At 30.0% G+C, this 19003-nt stretch carries 13 protein-coding genes and 1 tRNA gene; 5 read left to right on the top strand and 9 right to left on the bottom strand.

Translation table 11 applies throughout. From position 1 onward, the window contains the following. The 5 genes from ACTG3V_RS12840 to ACTG3V_RS12820 form a co-directional block, all read right to left on the bottom strand. Window positions 1-1232: carboxypeptidase-like regulatory domain-containing protein (locus ACTG3V_RS12840; RefSeq protein WP_439132573.1), on the bottom strand; the 1232-nt coding region annotated here is incomplete at its 3' end. A gap of 60 nt (window positions 1233-1292) precedes the next feature. After that, window positions 1293-3485, bottom strand: coding sequence for a GH32 C-terminal domain-containing protein (locus ACTG3V_RS12835; RefSeq protein WP_439132572.1), 2193 nt, complete (start codon window positions 3483-3485; stop codon window positions 1293-1295). Further along, on the bottom strand, window positions 3485-5011 hold the full coding sequence (locus ACTG3V_RS12830; RefSeq protein WP_439132571.1) for a glycoside hydrolase family 32 protein: 1527 nt from the start codon (window positions 5009-5011) through the stop codon (window positions 3485-3487). Before ACTG3V_RS12830 ends, ACTG3V_RS12835 begins: the two co-directional genes overlap by 1 nt. A gap of 10 nt (window positions 5012-5021) precedes the next feature. Then, window positions 5022-6341, bottom strand: a complete 1320-nt coding sequence (locus ACTG3V_RS12825; RefSeq protein WP_439132570.1) for a sugar porter family MFS transporter — start codon at window positions 6339-6341, stop codon at window positions 5022-5024. Window positions 6342-6584: 243 nt separating this feature from the next. After that, window positions 6585-9302 carry a hybrid sensor histidine kinase/response regulator transcription factor gene (locus tag ACTG3V_RS12820; protein ID WP_439132569.1) on the bottom strand — a complete coding sequence of 906 codons (2718 nt, stop codon included), beginning with the start codon at window positions 9300-9302 and terminating at the stop codon, window positions 6585-6587. Between the two features lie 228 nt (window positions 9303-9530). Between ACTG3V_RS12820 and ACTG3V_RS12815 the strand changes: the two genes are divergently transcribed. Both ACTG3V_RS12815 and ACTG3V_RS12810 read left to right on the top strand, forming a co-directional pair. Next, complete coding sequence (locus tag ACTG3V_RS12815; RefSeq protein ID WP_439132574.1) at window positions 9531-9716, top strand: hypothetical protein; 186 nt, start codon at window positions 9531-9533, stop codon at window positions 9714-9716. Window positions 9717-9720: 4 nt separating this feature from the next. After that, window positions 9721-9861, top strand: coding sequence for a transposase (locus tag ACTG3V_RS12810; RefSeq protein ID WP_439132568.1), 141 nt, complete (start codon window positions 9721-9723; stop codon window positions 9859-9861). A gap of 110 nt (window positions 9862-9971) precedes the next feature. Here the strand turns inward: ACTG3V_RS12810 and ACTG3V_RS12805 are convergent. Continuing rightward, a tRNA-Ser gene (locus tag ACTG3V_RS12805) sits at window positions 9972-10056 on the bottom strand. 241 nt (window positions 10057-10297) lie between these two features. Here ACTG3V_RS12805 and aroC point away from each other — a divergent pair. The 3 genes from aroC to ACTG3V_RS12790 all read left to right on the top strand — a co-directional run bounded on the left by aroC (window position 10298) and on the right by ACTG3V_RS12790 (window position 13452). Then, complete coding sequence (gene aroC, locus ACTG3V_RS12800) at window positions 10298-11362, top strand: chorismate synthase (RefSeq protein ID WP_439132567.1); 1065 nt, start codon at window positions 10298-10300, stop codon at window positions 11360-11362. 88 nt (window positions 11363-11450) lie between these two features. Beyond that, entirely contained in the window at window positions 11451-12557 is a 1107-nt protein-coding gene (locus tag ACTG3V_RS12795) for a heparan-alpha-glucosaminide N-acetyltransferase domain-containing protein (RefSeq protein WP_439132566.1), read from the top strand. Window positions 12558-12564: 7 nt separating this feature from the next. Beyond that, complete coding sequence (locus ACTG3V_RS12790) at window positions 12565-13452, top strand: alpha/beta hydrolase (RefSeq protein ID WP_439132565.1); 888 nt, start codon at window positions 12565-12567, stop codon at window positions 13450-13452. Window positions 13453-13518: 66 nt separating this feature from the next. Here the strand turns inward: ACTG3V_RS12790 and ACTG3V_RS12785 are convergent, their stop codons facing one another. The 3 genes from ACTG3V_RS12785 to rpoC all read right to left on the bottom strand — a co-directional run. Beyond that, entirely contained in the window at window positions 13519-15030 is a 1512-nt protein-coding gene (locus ACTG3V_RS12785; RefSeq protein ID WP_439132564.1) for an NADP-dependent isocitrate dehydrogenase, read from the bottom strand. A gap of 318 nt (window positions 15031-15348) precedes the next feature. Further along, window positions 15349-15660, bottom strand: coding sequence for a DUF3467 domain-containing protein (locus ACTG3V_RS12780; RefSeq protein ID WP_439132563.1), 312 nt, complete (start codon window positions 15658-15660; stop codon window positions 15349-15351). A gap of 136 nt (window positions 15661-15796) precedes the next feature. Continuing rightward, a partial coding sequence (gene rpoC, locus ACTG3V_RS12775) for a DNA-directed RNA polymerase subunit beta' (protein WP_439132562.1) occupies window positions 15797-19003 on the bottom strand: 3207 nt, incomplete at its 5' end.

Genomic DNA, 19003 nt, shown 5'->3' with positions numbered 1-19003 from the left:
TTCCATTTATCTTGTAATCCAGCTCCTGTAGGCCCACCATAAGTGCCATCTTCAGCATAAACTGGAATTAATGGATTTTGCAATAAAGCATCTTCCATTGAATTTGATTTTACTTCATTAAAATTTGCAATTGTTAAATTTTGACCTAAGGTAACTCTCTCTTTAAAGAGTTTAATACTTGAATTTATTCTAAAATTGATTCTTTCATAATAGGTGTTTTTAATTATACCTTCATCTTTAGCATAACCTAAACCAGAAAATATTTTCCACTTATCTGTTGCATAAGAATAACCGAAATCTGTTGTTGTAGAAATAGAGTTTCTTGTAATTTCATCAACCCAGTTTGTATTAGAAACCCTTAAATTATTATTAGCATCTAAGAAAGTTGGTAATTGAGTACCTGGTGTATATACGATATTACCAGCAACTACAGGAACCCCACCATTAGCTCTATACCTAACATCTAACCAATCTTGAGCGCCTAAAACGCTAAAATCCTCTCTCATGGTATTTAAAGTTAAACGAGAATCTAATGTTATTTTTTTGGTACCACTTTTAGCTTGTTTGGTAGTTACAATTATTACACCTCTTGCAGCTTCTGTACCATAAATACCAGCGGATGCTGCATCTTTTAATACTTGAATACTTTCGATATCATTTGGATTTAAACCTGCTGGAGAATTGGTTTGCACACCATCAATTACCCACAAAGGTCCAGTACCCCCAAACACAGATGTAAGACCACGAATAGAAATTTGAGTATCATTACCACCAGGAACACCAGAAGAAGTTAAACTTAAACCCGGAACTCTAGATTGTAATTTTGAAACAACATTTGGCGTAGCTACTGAATTTAACTCTTCTACTTCTACTACTGTAATTGCCCCAGTAATATCTTTCTTTTTTTCAGTTGAATACCCTGTAATTATAATTTCATCGAGATTAGTTGCAGATTCTTTTAAAACAAAATTATATACATCCTCATTTCCTATAGTTTGTTTTAAATCTTGATAACCTAAATAAGAAACAAGTATCTCTTCACCTACATTTACTTTTATTTGATACTCTCCATTAAAGTCTGTTGTTGTTCCTTTTTGGGATAAAGAAACCACAATATTAACTCCAGGTATAGGCTCACCATCTTCTGAAGTAACTTTTCCAGAAATGGACTTTTGTTGTGCAAATGCTGTTGCAAAACAAAAAAACATAATAATAAAATAGTTTTTTTTCATTTGTTTATAATAATTGATTGTTTAATTGATTCATTTTTATATTTATTAATTTGCTCATGTTTAATTATTTAATTCATATATTGATATATCAGCAGATGCTTCGCCACCTTTTACAAATAAATCAACATTGTTTGCATTGCTCATGGTTGGGAAAAAGCGACCTGTAAAATGTGATTTATCGTCAATAAAAACCTCTAAAACAGATCCATCAACAAAAATTCTTAAATTAATTGTAGAATTTGCAGCTATGTTATAACTACCTCTTCTAATATCTTTTCTTACTAAATCACTCAAAGAAGATTTAGATGCATCAACTACCCATTGTTGAGCTGAAACATCATAATACACTCTATACTCTTCTTCACCATTTGGTGATTTTCCTAATATTATACCTATTTCATTAGCATTACCAATGTTTATAGATGCTTCCATTTCAAAATGACGCCCATTATAGCCGTTTAAATAATTTGAATTACTTTCTTTAATTTCTAACCCTGAAAATGAGGTTTTATCTCCTCTAATCATCTTTAGGTTTGGATGGGGTTTTATTAAAATATCATTGTTATTATCTAATTCCCAAACTTGTGGTATACTAAATAAATTTGCCCATCCTTGATCCATTTGGAATTTTGCTTTGACTTCATCTGGTATAATACCAATAGCAGTAACATTTCCATCCATATCTTTAGCTACAGCAGGTGATAAAAATCCATTTACAACTTCTAACTTTTTAGGCTCTTCAAAATCAGGAGTAAAAACACCATTTTCGAATTGACCAATCCAATAAGTTGTAATTGCAGGTGTAGCATCTGGAGTTTTTTGTAACAATAACATCTCTTTTCCGTTTGGAAATTCATGTAAAACAGGCATTTCCCAAAATTCTCCTTGACCTTTATTCTTGTTCCCTTGAAATGCTATACCTTGATAATCCCAATTGTTAAAATCTGTACTCTTGTAATAAACTACATTACCACCTTTAGAAGAAATACCACTACCTATTATCATGTGGTATTCATTATTTTTTTTCCAAACATAAGGGTCCCTAAAATCCATATTAACATCTGATGGAGCTGCAGGAATAACGGGGTTTGAAGTATTTTTAATTAATGTTTGATAATTATCATTAGAAATAGCTGTGCCAATACCTGCTTTTACACCATTAACACCAGTGTAAATAACTGCAGGAGTACCATCGTTAAGAATTACAGCATCTCCAGACCAAATACCAAAATTATCCCATCCTTCTGTAGGCCATAATACCGCATTCTCTTCATACCAATCTACTAAATCTACACTAGTAAAATGCCCCCAATTTTGTTGAGAAATCCCTAAAAAGACATCATTTTTTTGAAAAAACATATGGTATTTACCTCCATAATAAACTAAACCATAAGATTCATTTGCCCAACCATAATCTGGGATTGCATGATATTTTGGACGATTATTATCGTTTGAATAATCTATATTGTTTTCATACTGTACTTCAGTTGGTGGAGAGTAAGCACTATTTATATTATCTACAACTTCTTGAGATAATTCACCTTCTAAAATTTTTATTTCATCGATTGCTCCTGAGTAATAATCTATATTATACAATCCAGAAGTTTGATTTTGTGTATTTTTACCAATACTAACAGGAACACTGTTTGTAGCCCAAGAAATATTACCACTAGCAACACTTGTGTTTTTAATTACTAGATTATTTAAATAAATTTTTAAATTTTGTTTTGATGGGTTTATACCAACTACTAAATGATTCCATTTATCACGTGGTAAAACGTCTGTTGTAATTACCTCTGAAAAAACTCCGTTTATAAAGTATTGAACAACAATTTGCCCATATTTATTTAAACCAACTGTAACACCATTTTCTGAGTCTTTAGCCGTTAAAGTTATAATTGCAGCAGTTCCTATAGGATAACTTTTTGGAGAAACCCATAATGAAAAAGCTAATTTATTAGTAGGCAAATTTGATGATGGTAGAGTACCTACTAGTTCATTTGATAAACCATCAAAGAAAATAGCACTACCAGAAACACCGTTCATCCAATTAATACCGTTTCCAATAATATTATAATTAGCACCTGTATTTTTTTCAGAAATAGTATTTCCAAAATTTTCATCAAAATTGAATTCAAAAATTTCTTTAATGCTTTCAACTTGCGTTGGATTTTCAGGAATTACCTTTTCATCAGGAGAACAAGCTGAATTAAAAAATAAAATTAATATGATGACATGGTGAAATGATTTCATTACAGAATTTTTTTAATTTTAAAATTATTAATAGTTATTCCGTCTTTATTTTTAACATTAAAATCAGTATAATTTTCATTGGAAAATACTTGAGTAGTTATAACATATTGACCCTGATTTATAAAAATCTCTATAGATGAAGCGTCTAAAATTATATCTATAGCAAGTTGATCTTCTGTACCAATATTTACTTTTTGAAAGGATGATTTTTTAAAATTACTATTGAAATTAACATTACCAGATTGCGACCTATCAATGGAAAAAACACCTGTTTTTTTGTCATAAGAAATGCTATACAAATCTTTATTTGAATTCGATAATATAACTTCTAGTTTATCATTAACTATTGCTTCAAATGAAATTTTACTTTGTTGTAAGTTTTGATATTGAAAATCATAAGGAAAATGACCTGTAATTTCTTCTTTTAAAACTTCTGTGGTAATTGTTTTAAAGTTTTCAATAATTTTACTTTTAACAAGATATTTTCCATTTTTATTAATTAATTTCAATTCTCTTGGAAGTGTCATTGCACTTCTCCATTTTTTCGTCGGAGTTTCATTTGCATAATTCCAGTTAGACATCCAACCAATAAATATTCTTTTATTATCTGGCGTATTATTGTAAGTTACACCTGCGTAATTATCTGTACCATAATCAATCCATTGACTTTCTTTTTGATCAGTTGTAAATGTGGTACCATCATAATCACCAACAAAATATCTTGTACCTGAACCACCATTTGGTGCACTTTCGCCACCATGACTAATGATTAGAACCCATTTTTCTTCTTCTGTACCATCTACTTTTAACTTGAATAAATCTGGACATTCCCAAACACCTAGAGGTGGATTATCCTCAAATCTAAACTCACTTATTTTTGTCCATTGTTTAAGGTTTTTAGAATCATAAATTTGAACATGATCTTTAGCTACTAATATTAATTGCCATATTTCTTTATCTTCATTCCAAATTACTTTAGGATCTCTAAAATCTCTTATTCCAGGATTATCTATTACAGGGTTTTCAGAGTACTTCTTCCATGTTACACCTTCATCTAAACTATATGCAATTCCTTGAGTTTGATAATCTATTTTCCCTTCTTTTTCTTTTACAGGATCATGATAAGTAAAAATTGCAATCATTGCACCCTTACCAAAGCCTGCAGTATTATCTTTATCTATAACCGCACTTCCAGAGAATATATACCCTAATTCGTCAGGAAATAATGCTATTGGCATATGTTCCCATTTTAATAAGTTTTTGCTTTTGGCATGACCCCAGTGCATTGGTCCCCAAACGGTTCCATTAGGGTAGTATTGGTAAAATAAATGATAATAACCATTTGAATAAACTAATCCATTTGGATCATTCATCCAGTTTGCTTCTGGAGTAAAGTGAAATTTAGACCTATATTTTTCTACTTTTTCATTGACGTATGATGATTGAGAAAGCTTGTCAGTCTTGGTTGCTTTACTACAACCAAGAACTAACAAGACAATAATCAAACTTAATTCAAATTTCTTCATAATTATTTACTTATTTTTTTAGTATTTTTTGTGTTAACTCCTCTAAAGACAATCCTTTTGTTTCAGGCATCATAAATGCTACAAACAACAATTGTAACACCATCATTATTGCAAAAAAGAGAAAAACTACACCTGCACCTATAGAAGAAAACAACATAGGAATTAATGCAGGAATTAAAGCTGCTAAAAACCAATGTGTTGAACTACCAAAAGACTGACCAGATGCTCTTAGGTGATTGGGGAAAATCTCTGAGATGAATACCCAAATTACTGCTCCTTGACCAATTGCATGTGAAGCGATAAACAAGAATAAAAATATTGGTACAGCCATACCTGTCCATCCAAAAAAGAATGCACAAGCCACTAAACTTAATGAAATAATATAGCCAATAGAACCAAAATACATTAATGTTTTTCTACCAAGTTTATCTATTAAAAAGACCCCTAATAATGTAAATATTAAATTAGTTACTCCAATACCAATACTACTTAACAATGCTGTACTTTCACCTAAACCTGCTTCTTCAAAAATTCTAGGAGCATAGTATAAAAAGGCATTAATACCTGATAATTGATTAAACATTGCTATTAGAAATGCTAGTGTTAATGGAAACCTATATTTCTTCATAAATATTGTTTCACTCACTTTTTCACTCTTATCTAAAGAACCGATTTCTAACAGTAATTTTTCGGGATTTATACCTGGGTTTATAATTGCTAAAACTTCTTTAGCTTCTTCTTTTCTAAATTTTGAAAGTAACCATCTTGGGCTTTTAGGAACCGATAATACAAATACAGTATATATAACAGCAGGAATTGCCTCAACGCCTAACATCCATCTCCATGCATTTTCACCTATACCGTTTAAAAGGTAATTAGATAAGAATGCTATTAAGATTCCAAAAACAATATTAAATTGATATAATGCAACCAAACGCCCTCTATCTTTAGCAGGCGCTATTTCAGAAATATATGCTGGTGCTGCTATTGTTGATGCTCCAACTCCTAATCCTCCAATAAATCTAAAGACAGCAAAGGTAAATGGATCATTTGCAAGAGCAGAACCAATTGCAGAAATAGTATATAATACTCCTATTATTATTAATGTATTTTTTCTACCAAATCTATTGGTTGGTACGCTACCAAATAATGCTCCTACTACTGTTCCCCAAAGTGCCATTGCCATAACTACACTTCCGTGAAAAGCATCAGATGAATTCCATAAGATTTGTAGTTTTTTATCTGCACCAGAAATAACTACTGTATCAAAGCCAAATAAGAAGCCAGCTAAGGCAGCTGTTAAAGACCACACTAATATTTTATTACCCATTATAATTATTGCTGTTTAAGTTTCTATAAAACTAGAAAACCACTCAATTAATAATTATAAGAATTGTTACATTAAGTAATAAAATTAAATAATAATCGTAAGAATCTTAAAATCAACCACATACAAATAAACTTTATTATTAAAAATCCTTAAAAAAGTAATTTATATGATAAAATAGTTACACTTAAGGTTAATATAATTGCATTAATATTGTCATATCGTATTAATTGTAATTAAATTTTATTAATTTTTTCTAAAGTTTTTTGGAGTTTTACCAAACTTATTTTTAAAAGAAGAGGAGAAATAACTTGGTGAAGAAAAACCAACAGAATACGCTACATCAGAAATTGAAAGCTTAGATTCTTTAAGTAATTTTTTTGCTTTGTCTAATCTTATATTTAAAATATAATCGCTTATACTTATATTTAAAATAGATTTAATTTTTCTATAAAGTTGTACTCTAGATATGTTTAATTTGGCAGCTAATTGCTCAACTGAAAAACTTGAATCATCAATGTTTTCATAAATATACTTATTCAATGTATCTATAAAACTATTTTCAGACAAACCAATATCCTCTATTGGTTTCGTCTTATATAAATTCTTGATATAATGTTTACGCAGTTTTTCTCTATTATATAAAAGGTTTTTAATAGACCTATACAATATTGCAAAACTAAAAGGTTTTGTTAAAAATAAATCTGCTCCTGATTCTAATCCTTTAATATATGACTCTTTATTGTCATAAGCTGTTAATATAATAGTAGGTATATGTGAAGTTCTAATATCTTTCTTTAAAATATTACATATTTCAAACCCATTTTTTTCTGGTAAGTTTACATCACAAATAATTATGTCTGGTATAACATCAAATGCTTTTTCTAGAGAATTGCTTCCACTACTAACACTTATATTATACTCTAAACTTAACTTGCTATCTAAATATTTTACCAAATCTATATTATCTTCAATAATTAAAATGGTGTCTCTATTTTCTTTATTTAAATCACTTTTAACAGTAAAAGCGTCATCTTCATAATCTAAATTAAAACTTAATGACTTATTATCGATAATATTGGGTTCATAAACAATCTCATCTGAGCTTAAGTGAACATTATCTTTATACAAAGTAATTATAAATTCTGCACCATTATTAGAGTTTACATCAATACTTCCTTTGTGCAGCTCTATAAATTCTTTTGAAAGGTGTAATCCTATACCTGAACTTGATTTATTATTATTTGACCCTTGATAAAAGGCTTTGAATACATTATTCAATTCATCATTGGGAATACCAATACCAGTATCCTTAAAATAAATTTTGACAAAATTACTTTCTTTTATATCCTCAATTTCAATCTTTATTGTGCCATTATTTGGTGTAAACTTAAAAGAATTTGAAAGTAAATTAAAGTAAACCTTATCCATTAAATTCCTATCCAAATAAACATCTAAATATTCATTGTTAGTTTTTAACAAAAATTTGATGTTTCTTTTTTGTGCTTCTCTTTCAAAATCTTTAAAAATGGCATTTGAAAATTGATATAAATTGGTTTTTGATGCTCTTAAAATAAACTTTTTATCTTCAACTTTTCTAAAATCTATTAATTGATTAATCAACCTTAATAACCTTTTTGAATTATTAAAGATTAAACCAACTTCTCTTAAAAGTTTGTTATCTCTTATGTTTTTGTTTTCAGCAAGTGAATCTATTGAAGATAGAATTAATGTAATTGGTGTTTTAAATTCATGGGAAAGTCCTGTAAAAAAATTGGTCTTTGCCTCGTTAATTTTTTTAATTTGATTTCTTTGAACCGTAATTTTATTATTTTGAATTTCTAACTCACGCTTTTTTTTCTTTATATTAAATCTAGAATAGATGCTAAAAGCTGCTAGCAATATACTTACAACTAACAATACTAGAAGTAGCTTTAAAGTATTACTCTGAGTTGTATAAGTTTCTTCTTGTTGTTTGATTTTTAATTGTTGATTTTCAATATCATTTTGGTGCTGATTAATTTTATCAAATTGATTTTTCATGATATCAGCATTTCTATAATCTATAACTGTGGTGTTAAGAATATTGTTTTTTAATACTGTTTCTTTGTTTAAAATTTTTCTAGCAATTTTAATCGCTTCATCACCACCAGTAGGATATAAAATTGTAGCTGTTAAAATACCCCTTCTCACTAAATCAATACCATTATTTTTACCATTTAGTCCATCAACTCCAATAAATTTAATTTTATTTTTTAGTCCTTTCGATTTTGCAATTTTCCAAGCATCGTATGCGATATTATCATTAAATGCATAAACGTAATCTAAAGGAATCATATTTATTGAATCTAATACTTTAGCAGTTTTGCCTACTTCATCTACATCATAACTATATTGTACTTTAATATTTGGTTCGTTATTGATTACTTCATGAAACCCTAAGTTTCTCTCTATTTTTGGATACGATTTTCCACTACCTTTTATTTCTAAAACATTAACAACACCATCACTTGTAGAGGCAATATAATTTGCTGCATTTCTACCAACTTCTAAATTATCTGCTCCTACAAAGGCTGTAAATTTTTCTGAATTAATTTTCCTGTCAATAATGATTATAGGAATACCCTTATCATATGCTTTTTCTACGATATTCACTAGGGGTTTTGGTTCTATTGGAGAAATAATAATAAGATCAAAACCAGCATTAATCATTGATTCTATTTGTGCCTTTTGAGTTTCAACATCACCATCTGCTTGAAATATTGTTAAATCTATCTCAGAATATAATGAGGCTTCAACTTCCATTTCATAATCCATCGATTTTCTCCAGTCATCTATACTTATACATTGAGAAAACCCTATTTTATACTTTACATCTTCTTTATTCTTTGAACAAGAGACAATAAAAAATAAACTTAAAGAGACTAATATTTTAACTAAAGAAGTTTTTGGTGATTTCAGCATATTTTATTTTATAATAATTTTCAAAGAAAAAAAATATTATTTAAAATAACTCACAGTATTAAAGAATAATTTATTTAAGAATTTGCAATTTTTAATTTATGTTTAATTTCTTGCATATAATCACTAACTTTTCTATCGAGAATTTTGGATTAATCTCAAAAGTTATGTGTGAGTTAAAATAAGAAACAACCCTCTTACTGGACAGAAAATCAATACCAAAGAAGTGAAATACTCTTTAAAGAATATCCTGGCATAAAAGTGTCATTTACTTTAGTTAAAGGACTAAGAAATATTTTTAATACTGCAAAATCAATAGAAATAGCCTCTACAAAATTAGCGCATTGGTATAATCATAAAGTGAAAACTGGATTTAGAGCATTTAATTCTTTAGCAAATACTACACCTAAACCATAGATCCATGTTAAACTACTTTTTGAATAAAAGCACAAATGCTTCTGCTGAATCTTTTAATGCCAAAATAAAAGCGTTTAGAACGCAGTTCAGAGGTGTCAGAAATGTAGAATTCTTCCTGTTTAGATTAACACAAATTTTTGCCTAAACACAACTTTTAGGCTTGATCCTTGATCCCATTGATTCCCCCTTACTGTCAACCCTATTATCAACTTAAAAAACAAACCCTTGAAAATCAATTGATTAACAAGGGTTTTGCGGAGAAAGAGGGATTCGAACCCCCGGACCTGTTACAGTCAACAGTTTTCAAGACTGCCGCATTCGACCACTCTGCCATTTCTCCAAGTGTCTCATCAGGTATTCCCTGAATGCGGATGCAAATATAGAAACCTTTTTTATTTTCTGAAACAAAAAAATCAATAATTTTTAACTTTTTTGAATATCCTTAAAATATGGAACTATCTTTCTAAATATCAAGCCTTAAAAGAGTTTTAACGTAATTAGAAATCATTAACTTATAAAAAATTAGCCTGTTTTTTGAGCTGTTTAAGTATCTTTGTTGGCAAAATTTTAATTTTTTACTTATGTCATTTAATTCTTTCGGAAATTTATTAAAGGTTACAACCTATGGAGAATCTCATGGAACAGCTATTGGAGGTATTATTGATGGTTTCCCTGCGGGTTTAGAAGTTGATTTTAATGCAATTCAAGAAGAATTAAACAGACGCAAACCTGGACAATCTAAAATTGTAACCCAGCGTAAAGAACCAGATACAGTTGAGTTTTTATCTGGAATTTTTGAAGGAAAAACCACAGGTACTTCAATTGGTTTTATTATCAAAAACACCAATCAAAAAAGTAAAGATTACAATCATAACACCAATGTTTACAGGCCTTCACATGCAGATTATACTTATGATCAAAAATACGGTATTAGAGATTATAGAGGTGGTGGACGAAGTTCTGCACGCGAAACAGCAAATTGGGTCGTAGCTGGGGCTTTAGCAAAGCAATTGATTGCTAATATCAACATCAATGCTTTTGTATCTTCAGTTGGAGATATTTTTATGGAAAAACCTTACCAAGAGGTAGATTTTACTAAAACAGAAAGTAATATTGTTCGTTGTCCAGATGAATCATCTGCAGAAAAAATGATTACTAAAATTAAAGAAATCAGAAAAGCTGGTGATACTATTGGTGGCACAATTACCTGTGTTGCACAAAATGTACCAGTTGGCTTAGGTGAACCTATCTTTAACAAATTACATGCACAATTGGGCAGTGCAATGTTATCTATAAATGCTGTAAAAGGTTTTGAATTTGGGAGCGGATTTTGTGGTGCTAAAATGAAAGGATCAGAACATAATGATGTTTTTAATGCGGATGGTTCTACACAATCTAACTTATCTGGTGGCATACAAGGTGGAATTAGTAACGGAATGGATATTTATTTTAGGGTAGCCTTTAAACCTGTAGCTACAATTATGAGCAGCCAACAAACCATAAATTCTGAAAATGAAGTAACAGAAATTACAGGAAAAGGAAGACATGATCCTTGTGTTGTACCTAGAGCTGTGCCAATTATTGAAGCAATGACTGCTTTGGTTTTAGCCGATTTTTACTTATTAAATAGAACTAGGCAATTGTAATATTCTATTAAAAAGATAACCTAGATTCTTTATAATTGTAAGTGTTTTTCTTTAAATAACTGTATTTTTAGGATTTAATTGAAAATAATTGAAATCTAAAAGGCTTTATTTTATTGATATAATTCGTGCGTTTGCCATTTTAATGATGTTGCAAGGGCATTTTATTGACACCCTTTTAAACCCAATTTACAGAGACAAAACAAATGTAGCATACTCAATTTGGTCTTATTTTAGAGGAATTACAGCACCTACCTTTTTTACAATTTCTGGTTTAATTTTTACCTTTTTACTACTAAAAGCAAAATTAAAAGGAGAAGATAGCCTAAGAATGCGTAAAGGTGCTTTGAGAGGTTTGTTCTTAATTTTTGTGGGTTATCTTATTCGAATTCCTGTTTTACAATGGCTTTCTGGTAGTTTCAATACAAACTTTTTAGTTATTGATGTATTGCAGTGTATAGGTTTAAGTTTGATTTTAATTATAGGTTTATATCTTATCTCTGCTAAAAATCAAAGTGTTTTTTCGCTACTGAGTTTATGTACTGGAATTGTAATTTTTGTTACAGAACCTTTGTACAGAGAGTTAAGTTGTAACAATATTCCTATTGCTATTAGCAATTATATTTCTAAAAGTAATGGTTCAGTTTTTACAATAATCCCCTGGTTTGGCTATGTTGCTTTTGGTGCATTCTTAGCCACTTTATTTCATAAAAATTTAGATAAAAAACATTTTAAAATTAAAACAATACTAAGTTTTGTAATTACTGGTTTGATATTAATTTTTTATTCGTCTTATATTTTATGTGAAATTTCTTGGCTTACAGACACCAAGTTATTTTTAGATGCCGCAAGTTATAACTATTTATTTACCAGATTGGGTAATGTTTTTTTGTACTTTGCTTTTTTCTACGGTGTTGAAACCTATTTAAAAGCTGCTTTAATCTTAAAAATTGGTCAAAAAACATTATCTATTTATGTAATTCATTTTATTATTATTTATGGAAGTTTTACAGGTTTGGGTTTAAAATTGATTGGTAAAAACTTATCACCTTTACAAGCCATAGTTGGTGCACTTATTTTTATGGCTTGCGTATGTTTTATCGCTTTTTATTATGTAAAAACAAATGCTTTTCTCTACAAACATTTAAGAAATTTTTATTTTACCATAAAAACAAAATACCAACAAAAAAAACTGTAATTATTATATGAAATCTGTATTCATCATTATTTTTCTTTTTTTTGGTAACCTAATACATGCTCAAAATATTTATTTTGATAGCATTTCGAAAGTCAAAAAAAGAACTTACAAATACAAAAAAATTAATGGCGAAAAACTAAAACTAGACTTTTATACTCCTAAAAAAATACGAAAAAATTATCCTCTGATTTTGTATGTGCATGGAGGCGGATTTTCTGGAGGAAAAAAGGATGAAAACTATATTAAAGATTTTGCAAATTACCTCACTAAAAGAGGCTATGCTGTTGCTTCTATTTCTTATCGTTTATCGATGAAAAAAAAAGGTTTTGGCTGTATTACAAAAGCTAATGATAAAATTAAAGCATTTAAAACAGCCTCAGAGGATATTAGTTTTGCTTTACAATATATATTAAAAAAGAAAAGAAGATTTAAAATAGACAGAGAAAAGATAATTCTGGCAGGCTCTAGTGCAGGTGCTGAAGCAGTATTACATTTTGTTTATGTAAATGATGGTAATTGGATACCAAAAAACTTGAAGTTTGCAGGAATCATAAGTATGGCTGGTGCTTTGATTTCTTTGGATAAAATTAATTTAAAAACTGTAATTCCTACCCAACTTTTTCACGGAACTTCAGACAAATTAGTACCTTTTGATGTTGCACCTCATCATTATTGTTCTAAAAATGATGTTGGTTATTTACCTCTTTTTGGTTCTAAAGCAATTGCCAATAAACTAAAATCACTCAAGAAATCGTATTATCTATATGCTGTTAAAAATGGCGATCATAGTTGGAATTCAATCCCCATGTATCAATGTCAAAAAGAAATCTTAGATTTTCTGTATTTTGATGTATTACAACAACAATATAGACAAACTGAAATTATTATCGACTAAATAAGAAAAAGTGAAGCTTTCACTCCACTTTATCAACCAAACTAATTTAAATAAACACTACGTATTTTATTCTCCTTGACCAAGAGAAAATCCTCTTTTCCCATCAAACTCATAGAGATTTTCTGTCTTAATAATTTCAAAACCTTCATTGTGTAGTTTTGATTGTAGTGCAATTACTTTTTCAAAATCTACCTGATTGTAAATTTTTTGCCCTTCAATTTTAGAATTTACATCTACAAATCTACACCTCCAATGATCTGTACAGTAGGTTTCTTTCATTCCATCTGGATACACTTTTACCCCTCTGTTCGTAATCATTTTCAACTTCATTTTAAAAGAATTGATACTATTTAAAGCATCCCCAATTATGTTTGGGTTATTCCCTTTCCAGTTGATAAAAATATCAACACCAACCAAAACCTGCTTTTGTTTTTTTCTTTTATAAGTTGGTATTACAATATTTCCATTTCCAGAAGCTAAATTACTAAGTGGTAATTTTTTTGGTACTTTCCCTAAGTTTTCTATAATTCTATTTGCAAATTCACTTGTAGAAACAATTTCTTTGGTAATTTCCTCTTGAAAAACATCTGCAGTATGATATCCTTCTTCTAAAGTAGTTAACCATGCGTTTTTAATGGTATCTGCAATTTTTGTTTTCCCAACATGCGATAATAACATGACAGCTGCATTAAGTAAACCTGATGGATTTGCTATTTTTTGACCAGCAATATCTGGTGCAGAACCATGTATGGCTTCAAACATGGCAACATTAGTTCCAATATTTGCAGAACCAGCCATACCTAAAGAACCCGCTATTTCTGCTGCAATATCAGAAATAATATCGCCATATAAATTGGAGGTAACAATTACATCGTAATTTTCTGGATTTGCTGCCAAACGTGCAGAACCTATATCAATTATTTGAGAATTACTTTCTATTTCAGGATACTCTAAAGCAATCTCTTTAAATACATTATGAAATAATCCGTCTGTTAATTTCATAATATTGTCTTTTACCATGCAAGTAACTTTTTTACGCCCATAGGCTTTAGCATATTCAAAAGCGTATCTTACTATTTTTTCACAACCTGGTCTTGTAATCAATTTTAAACATTGTACAACATCTTGAGTTTGTTGATGCTCTATACCTGCATATAAATCTTCTTCATTTTCTCTTACAATTACCACATCCATCCCAGCAAAATTGGTATCTACATAGGGTGCATAAGCCGTAACTGGCCTTACATTAGCAAATAAACCCAAAGATTTACGTAAGGTAACATTTAAGCTTTTGTATCCTTTACCTTGTGGTGTTGTGATTGGAGCTTTTAAAATGATTTTATTTCTATTGATGGTTTCCCAAGCACTTTTTTCGATTCCTGCAGAATTTCCAGACAAATATACTTGCTCACCAATTTCAATTTTTTCAGGTTGAATGTTTGCTCCTGCTGCTTCTAAAATTCGTAAAGTAGCATCCATAATTTCTGGCCCTATACCATCTCCATAAGCTACTGCGACTTTGGTTACCTCGTTATTTGTAACTTTTTTTGGCTCTTGTTGTGTTTTAATATTTTCCATTGTAGTGATTGTTTTAGTTGCTACAAATTTCGAAAATATTATTCATATATTTTTATATATGTTTTTTATAATTTATATAAAATATTTTTATTTAAAGAATTAAAACAAAAAAAGAGGCTGTTTGAAAAGTATTTTTGTCCTGTCATTTTAACTTTATGGAGAAATCTAAATTACTCAATTTTTAATTGAATAGATTTTTCGACTCCGTTGTTAGCTTCGCTAGCTACTTTCTATCAAAATATGTTTTGATTTCAGTAATGCGAAAAATGACAACATTTAGTACTTATCAGACAGCCTTTTCTTTATATGATATGTTACCTAAGCTTGACCTGTTGGCCCAAAATTCATAGGAATTGGTGGTTGTTCATAATCTTTAATTTCACCATGTTGTTGTTCAAATTTTCGAACGTTATCTGCTAAAGCCTTGGTTAATCTTTTAGCATGTTGTGGTGTTAAAATAATTCTAGATTTTACCTTTGCCTTTGGTACTCCTGGCATAATATTGATAAAATCTACTATAAACTCGGACATAGAATGATTGATAATTGCCAAGTTTGAGTAGGTTCCCTCAGCAATCTCTTGATCTAATTCTATGTTTAACTGTCCGTCTTTATTTTGATTTTCTTCCATAATTGTGTTGTTTTACTGTTGCTATTATAACCAATTTTTTATTTGTGCTTATAAAAATAAAAAAAAAGTTGAATTGAATACAGCAAAATACTGCAAACAATTCAACTTTAAATATGTAAACGCTTTTACGTTATTATTAGAAACTTTGTTCTATCTCATCTTTTGGTCCTACAATAATTTTATCGTAAGCTCTCATACCTGTACCTGCTGGAATTTTCTTACCAACAATTACATTTTCTTTCAAGCCTTCTAAAGTATCAATCTTACCATTTACAGCTGCTTCGTTTAATACTTTTGTAGTTTCTTGGAAAGAAGCCGCAGAAATAAACGATTTAGTTTGTAATGATGCTCTTGTAATACCTTGTAACACTTGTTCTGCTGTTGCAGGTCTTGCATCTCTAGCTTCTACTAAGTTTTGATCATTTCTTCTTAATAAAGAATTTTCATCTCTTAATTGACGTGCAGTAATGATTTGACCAGCTTTTAAATTCTCAGAATCACCTGAATCTTCAACAACTTTCATTCCGTAAATTGCATCGTTTTCAGTGATAAAGTCTGTTTTATGAATCAATTGATTTTCTAAGAATAGTGTATCTCCTGAATCGATAATTTTAACTTTACGCATCATTTGACGCACAACAACTTCAAAATGTTTGTCATTAATCTTTACCCCTTGTAAACGATATACTTCTTGAATTTCGTTTACTAAGTACTGTTGTACAGCAGATGGTCCTTTAATTCTTAAAATATCAGAAGGTGTAGTTGCACCATCAGATAATGGTAAACCAGCCTTAATAAAGTCGTTTTCTTGAACTAAAATCTGATTAGAAAGTTTTACTAAGTATTTCTTAATATCACCTGTTTTAGATTCTACAATAATTTCTCTATTACCTCTTTTTATTTTTCCAAAAGAAACCACACCATCAATCTCAGAAACTACAGATGGGTTAGAAGGATTACGTGCTTCAAACAATTCTGTTACACGTGGTAAACCTCCAGTAATATCTCCTGCCTTTCCAGATTTTCTAGGTATTTTAACTAATGTTTTTCCACTTTCTACTGCTTCTCCATCATCTACCATTAAGTGAGCACCTACAGGTAAACTGTAAGAACGTAAAGCATTACCATCTTCATCTTCTATTATTAAAGAAGCAATGATTTTTTTATTCTTAGAGTCTGTAATTACTTTTTCTTGGAAACCAGTTTGTTCATCGATTTCAACAGAGTAGTTCATACCCTGAGTTAAGTTATCAAATTTTACTTTACCAGCAAATTCTGAAACAATAACCCCATTAAATGGATCCCATTGTACAATTACATCTCCTTTCTTAATGGTTTTTCTATCTTTATCAAAAATAATAGAACCATAAGGAATAATGTTTGTACTCTGAGTAATACCAGTTTTCTTATCGATAATCTTAATTTCTGCTGTTCTAGAAATTACAATATCAACTTCTTTACCTTCATTATCTTTACCTTTTACCGTACGTAAATCGTCAATGGTTACGTTACCATCAAACTTAGCAATTAACTTATTTTCTTCGGATATGTTACCTGCAACCCCACCAACGTGGAATGTACGTAATGTTAACTGTGTACCAGGTTCTCCAATAGATTGTGCTGCAATTACACCAACTGCTTCACCTATTTGCACTTTATTACGAGTTGATAAACTTAAACCATAACATTTAGCACAAATACCTTTTAAAGACTCACATGTTAAAGCAGATCTTACTTCAACACTATCAATTCCTGATTTTTCAACAGCATCTGCTAATTGAGAAGTAATTGATTCGTTTGCTTTTAGTATTAATTCATCAGTTAATGGATGATATACATCTTGTAAAGAAATACGCCCTTCAATTCTATCAGATAAAGATTCAACAATCTCATCATTTTTCTTTAAAGGTGTAACTTCTAATCCTCTTAAGGTACCACAATCTTCTTCGTTAATGATTACATCTTGAGAAACATCTACCAATCTACGTGTTAAGTAACCAGCATCTGCCGTTTTTAAAGCGGTATCTGCTAAACCTTTTCGAGCACCGTGAGTTGAGATAAAGTATTCTAAAATCGATAATCCTTCTTTAAAGTTAGAAAGAATAGGGTTTTCAATAATTTCTCCACCTCCAGCAGTAGATTTTTTAGGTTTGGCCATTAATCCACGCATACCTGTTAACTGACGAATCTGCTCTTTAGAACCCCTTGCACCAGAATCAAGCATCATGTATACAGAGTTGAAACCTTGTTGATCTTCACGTAAACGTTTCATAGATAATTCAGTTAACCTGTTGTTGGTAGAACCCCAAACATCAATTACCTGATTGTAACGCTCTTTTTGCGTTAACATACCCATATTATAGTTACCAACAATAGCATCAACTTCCTTATTTGCTTCATCAATCATAGATTGTTTTTCAGCAGGAATAATGATATCACCTAATGAGAAAGATAAACCACCTTGGAAGGCAAATTTATATCCCATATTTTTTATTTCATCTAAGAATGCACCTGTTGTAGGAATATCTGTAGCTTTTAAAATACCACCAATAATACCACGTAAATTTTTCTTAGTTAATACTTCATTAATATATCCAGCAGCAGCAGGAACTTTTTCATTAAATAAAACTCTACCTACAGTAGTTTTAATAATTTTAGTTACTTGCTCACCATTTTCATCTAAATCTTGAGTTCTTACTTTAATACCGGCATTTAAGTCTACTTTTTCTTCGTTAAAAGCAATCGTTACTTCTTCTGGAGAATAGAAAGTTAGTCCTTCTCCTTTAATTGGTACTTCTGGAGTAGAAATTCTTTCTTTGGTCATATAGTACAAACCAAGTACCATATCTTGAGAAGGCACTGTTACTGGTGCACCATTTGCAGGATTTAAGATATTGTGAGAAGCCAACATTAATAATTGTGCTTCTAAAATAGCTTCTGGTCCTAATGGTAAGTGAACCGCCATTTGATCTCCATCAAAATCGGCATTAAATGCAGAACATGCTAATGGATGTAATTGTATTGCTTTTCCTTCAATTAATTTTGGTTGAAAAGCCTGAATACCAAGTCTGTGTAAAGTAGGAGCTCTGTTTAATAAAACTGGATGTCCTTTAATTACATTTTCTAAAATATCCCAAACAACTGGTTCTTTTCTATCTATTATTTTCTTTGCAGATTTTACTGTTTTTACAATTCCTCTTTCTATCAACTTACGGATTACAAAAGGTTTGTAAAGTTCAGCTGCCATATCTTTTGGCAATCCACATTCAGACAATTTCATTTCTGGTCCAACAACAATTACAGAACGTGCTGAATAATCTACACGTTTACCTAATAAGTTTTG

The sequence above is a fragment of the Polaribacter sp. genome (assembly GCF_965660385.1).
Taxonomy (GTDB): domain Bacteria; phylum Bacteroidota; class Bacteroidia; order Flavobacteriales; family Flavobacteriaceae; genus Polaribacter.
Note: the sequence above shows the minus strand (reverse complement) of the source record. Positions and strands in the feature narration are given on the sequence as shown.

Bases quoted from the DNA above. Each gene is read 5' to 3' on its own strand.
- ACTG3V_RS12835 (WP_439132572.1), bottom strand. From the start codon at position 3,485: ATGAAATCATTTCACCATGTCATCATATTAATTTTATTTTTTAATTCA.
- ACTG3V_RS12830 (WP_439132571.1), bottom strand. From the start codon at position 5,011: ATGAAGAAATTTGAATTAAGTTTGATTATTGTCTTGTTAGTTCTTGGT.
- ACTG3V_RS12825 (WP_439132570.1), bottom strand. From the start codon at position 6,341: ATGGGTAATAAAATATTAGTGTGGTCTTTAACAGCTGCCTTAGCTGGC.
- ACTG3V_RS12820 (WP_439132569.1), bottom strand. From the start codon at position 9,302: ATGCTGAAATCACCAAAAACTTCTTTAGTTAAAATATTAGTCTCTTTA.
- ACTG3V_RS12810 (WP_439132568.1), top strand. From the start codon at position 9,721: ATGTTAAACTACTTTTTGAATAAAAGCACAAATGCTTCTGCTGAATCT.
- aroC (WP_439132567.1), top strand. From the start codon at position 10,298: ATGTCATTTAATTCTTTCGGAAATTTATTAAAGGTTACAACCTATGGA.
- ACTG3V_RS12790 (WP_439132565.1), top strand. From the start codon at position 12,565: ATGAAATCTGTATTCATCATTATTTTTCTTTTTTTTGGTAACCTAATA.
- ACTG3V_RS12785 (WP_439132564.1), bottom strand. From the start codon at position 15,030: ATGGAAAATATTAAAACACAACAAGAGCCAAAAAAAGTTACAAATAAC.
- ACTG3V_RS12780 (WP_439132563.1), bottom strand. From the start codon at position 15,660: ATGGAAGAAAATCAAAATAAAGACGGACAGTTAAACATAGAATTAGAT.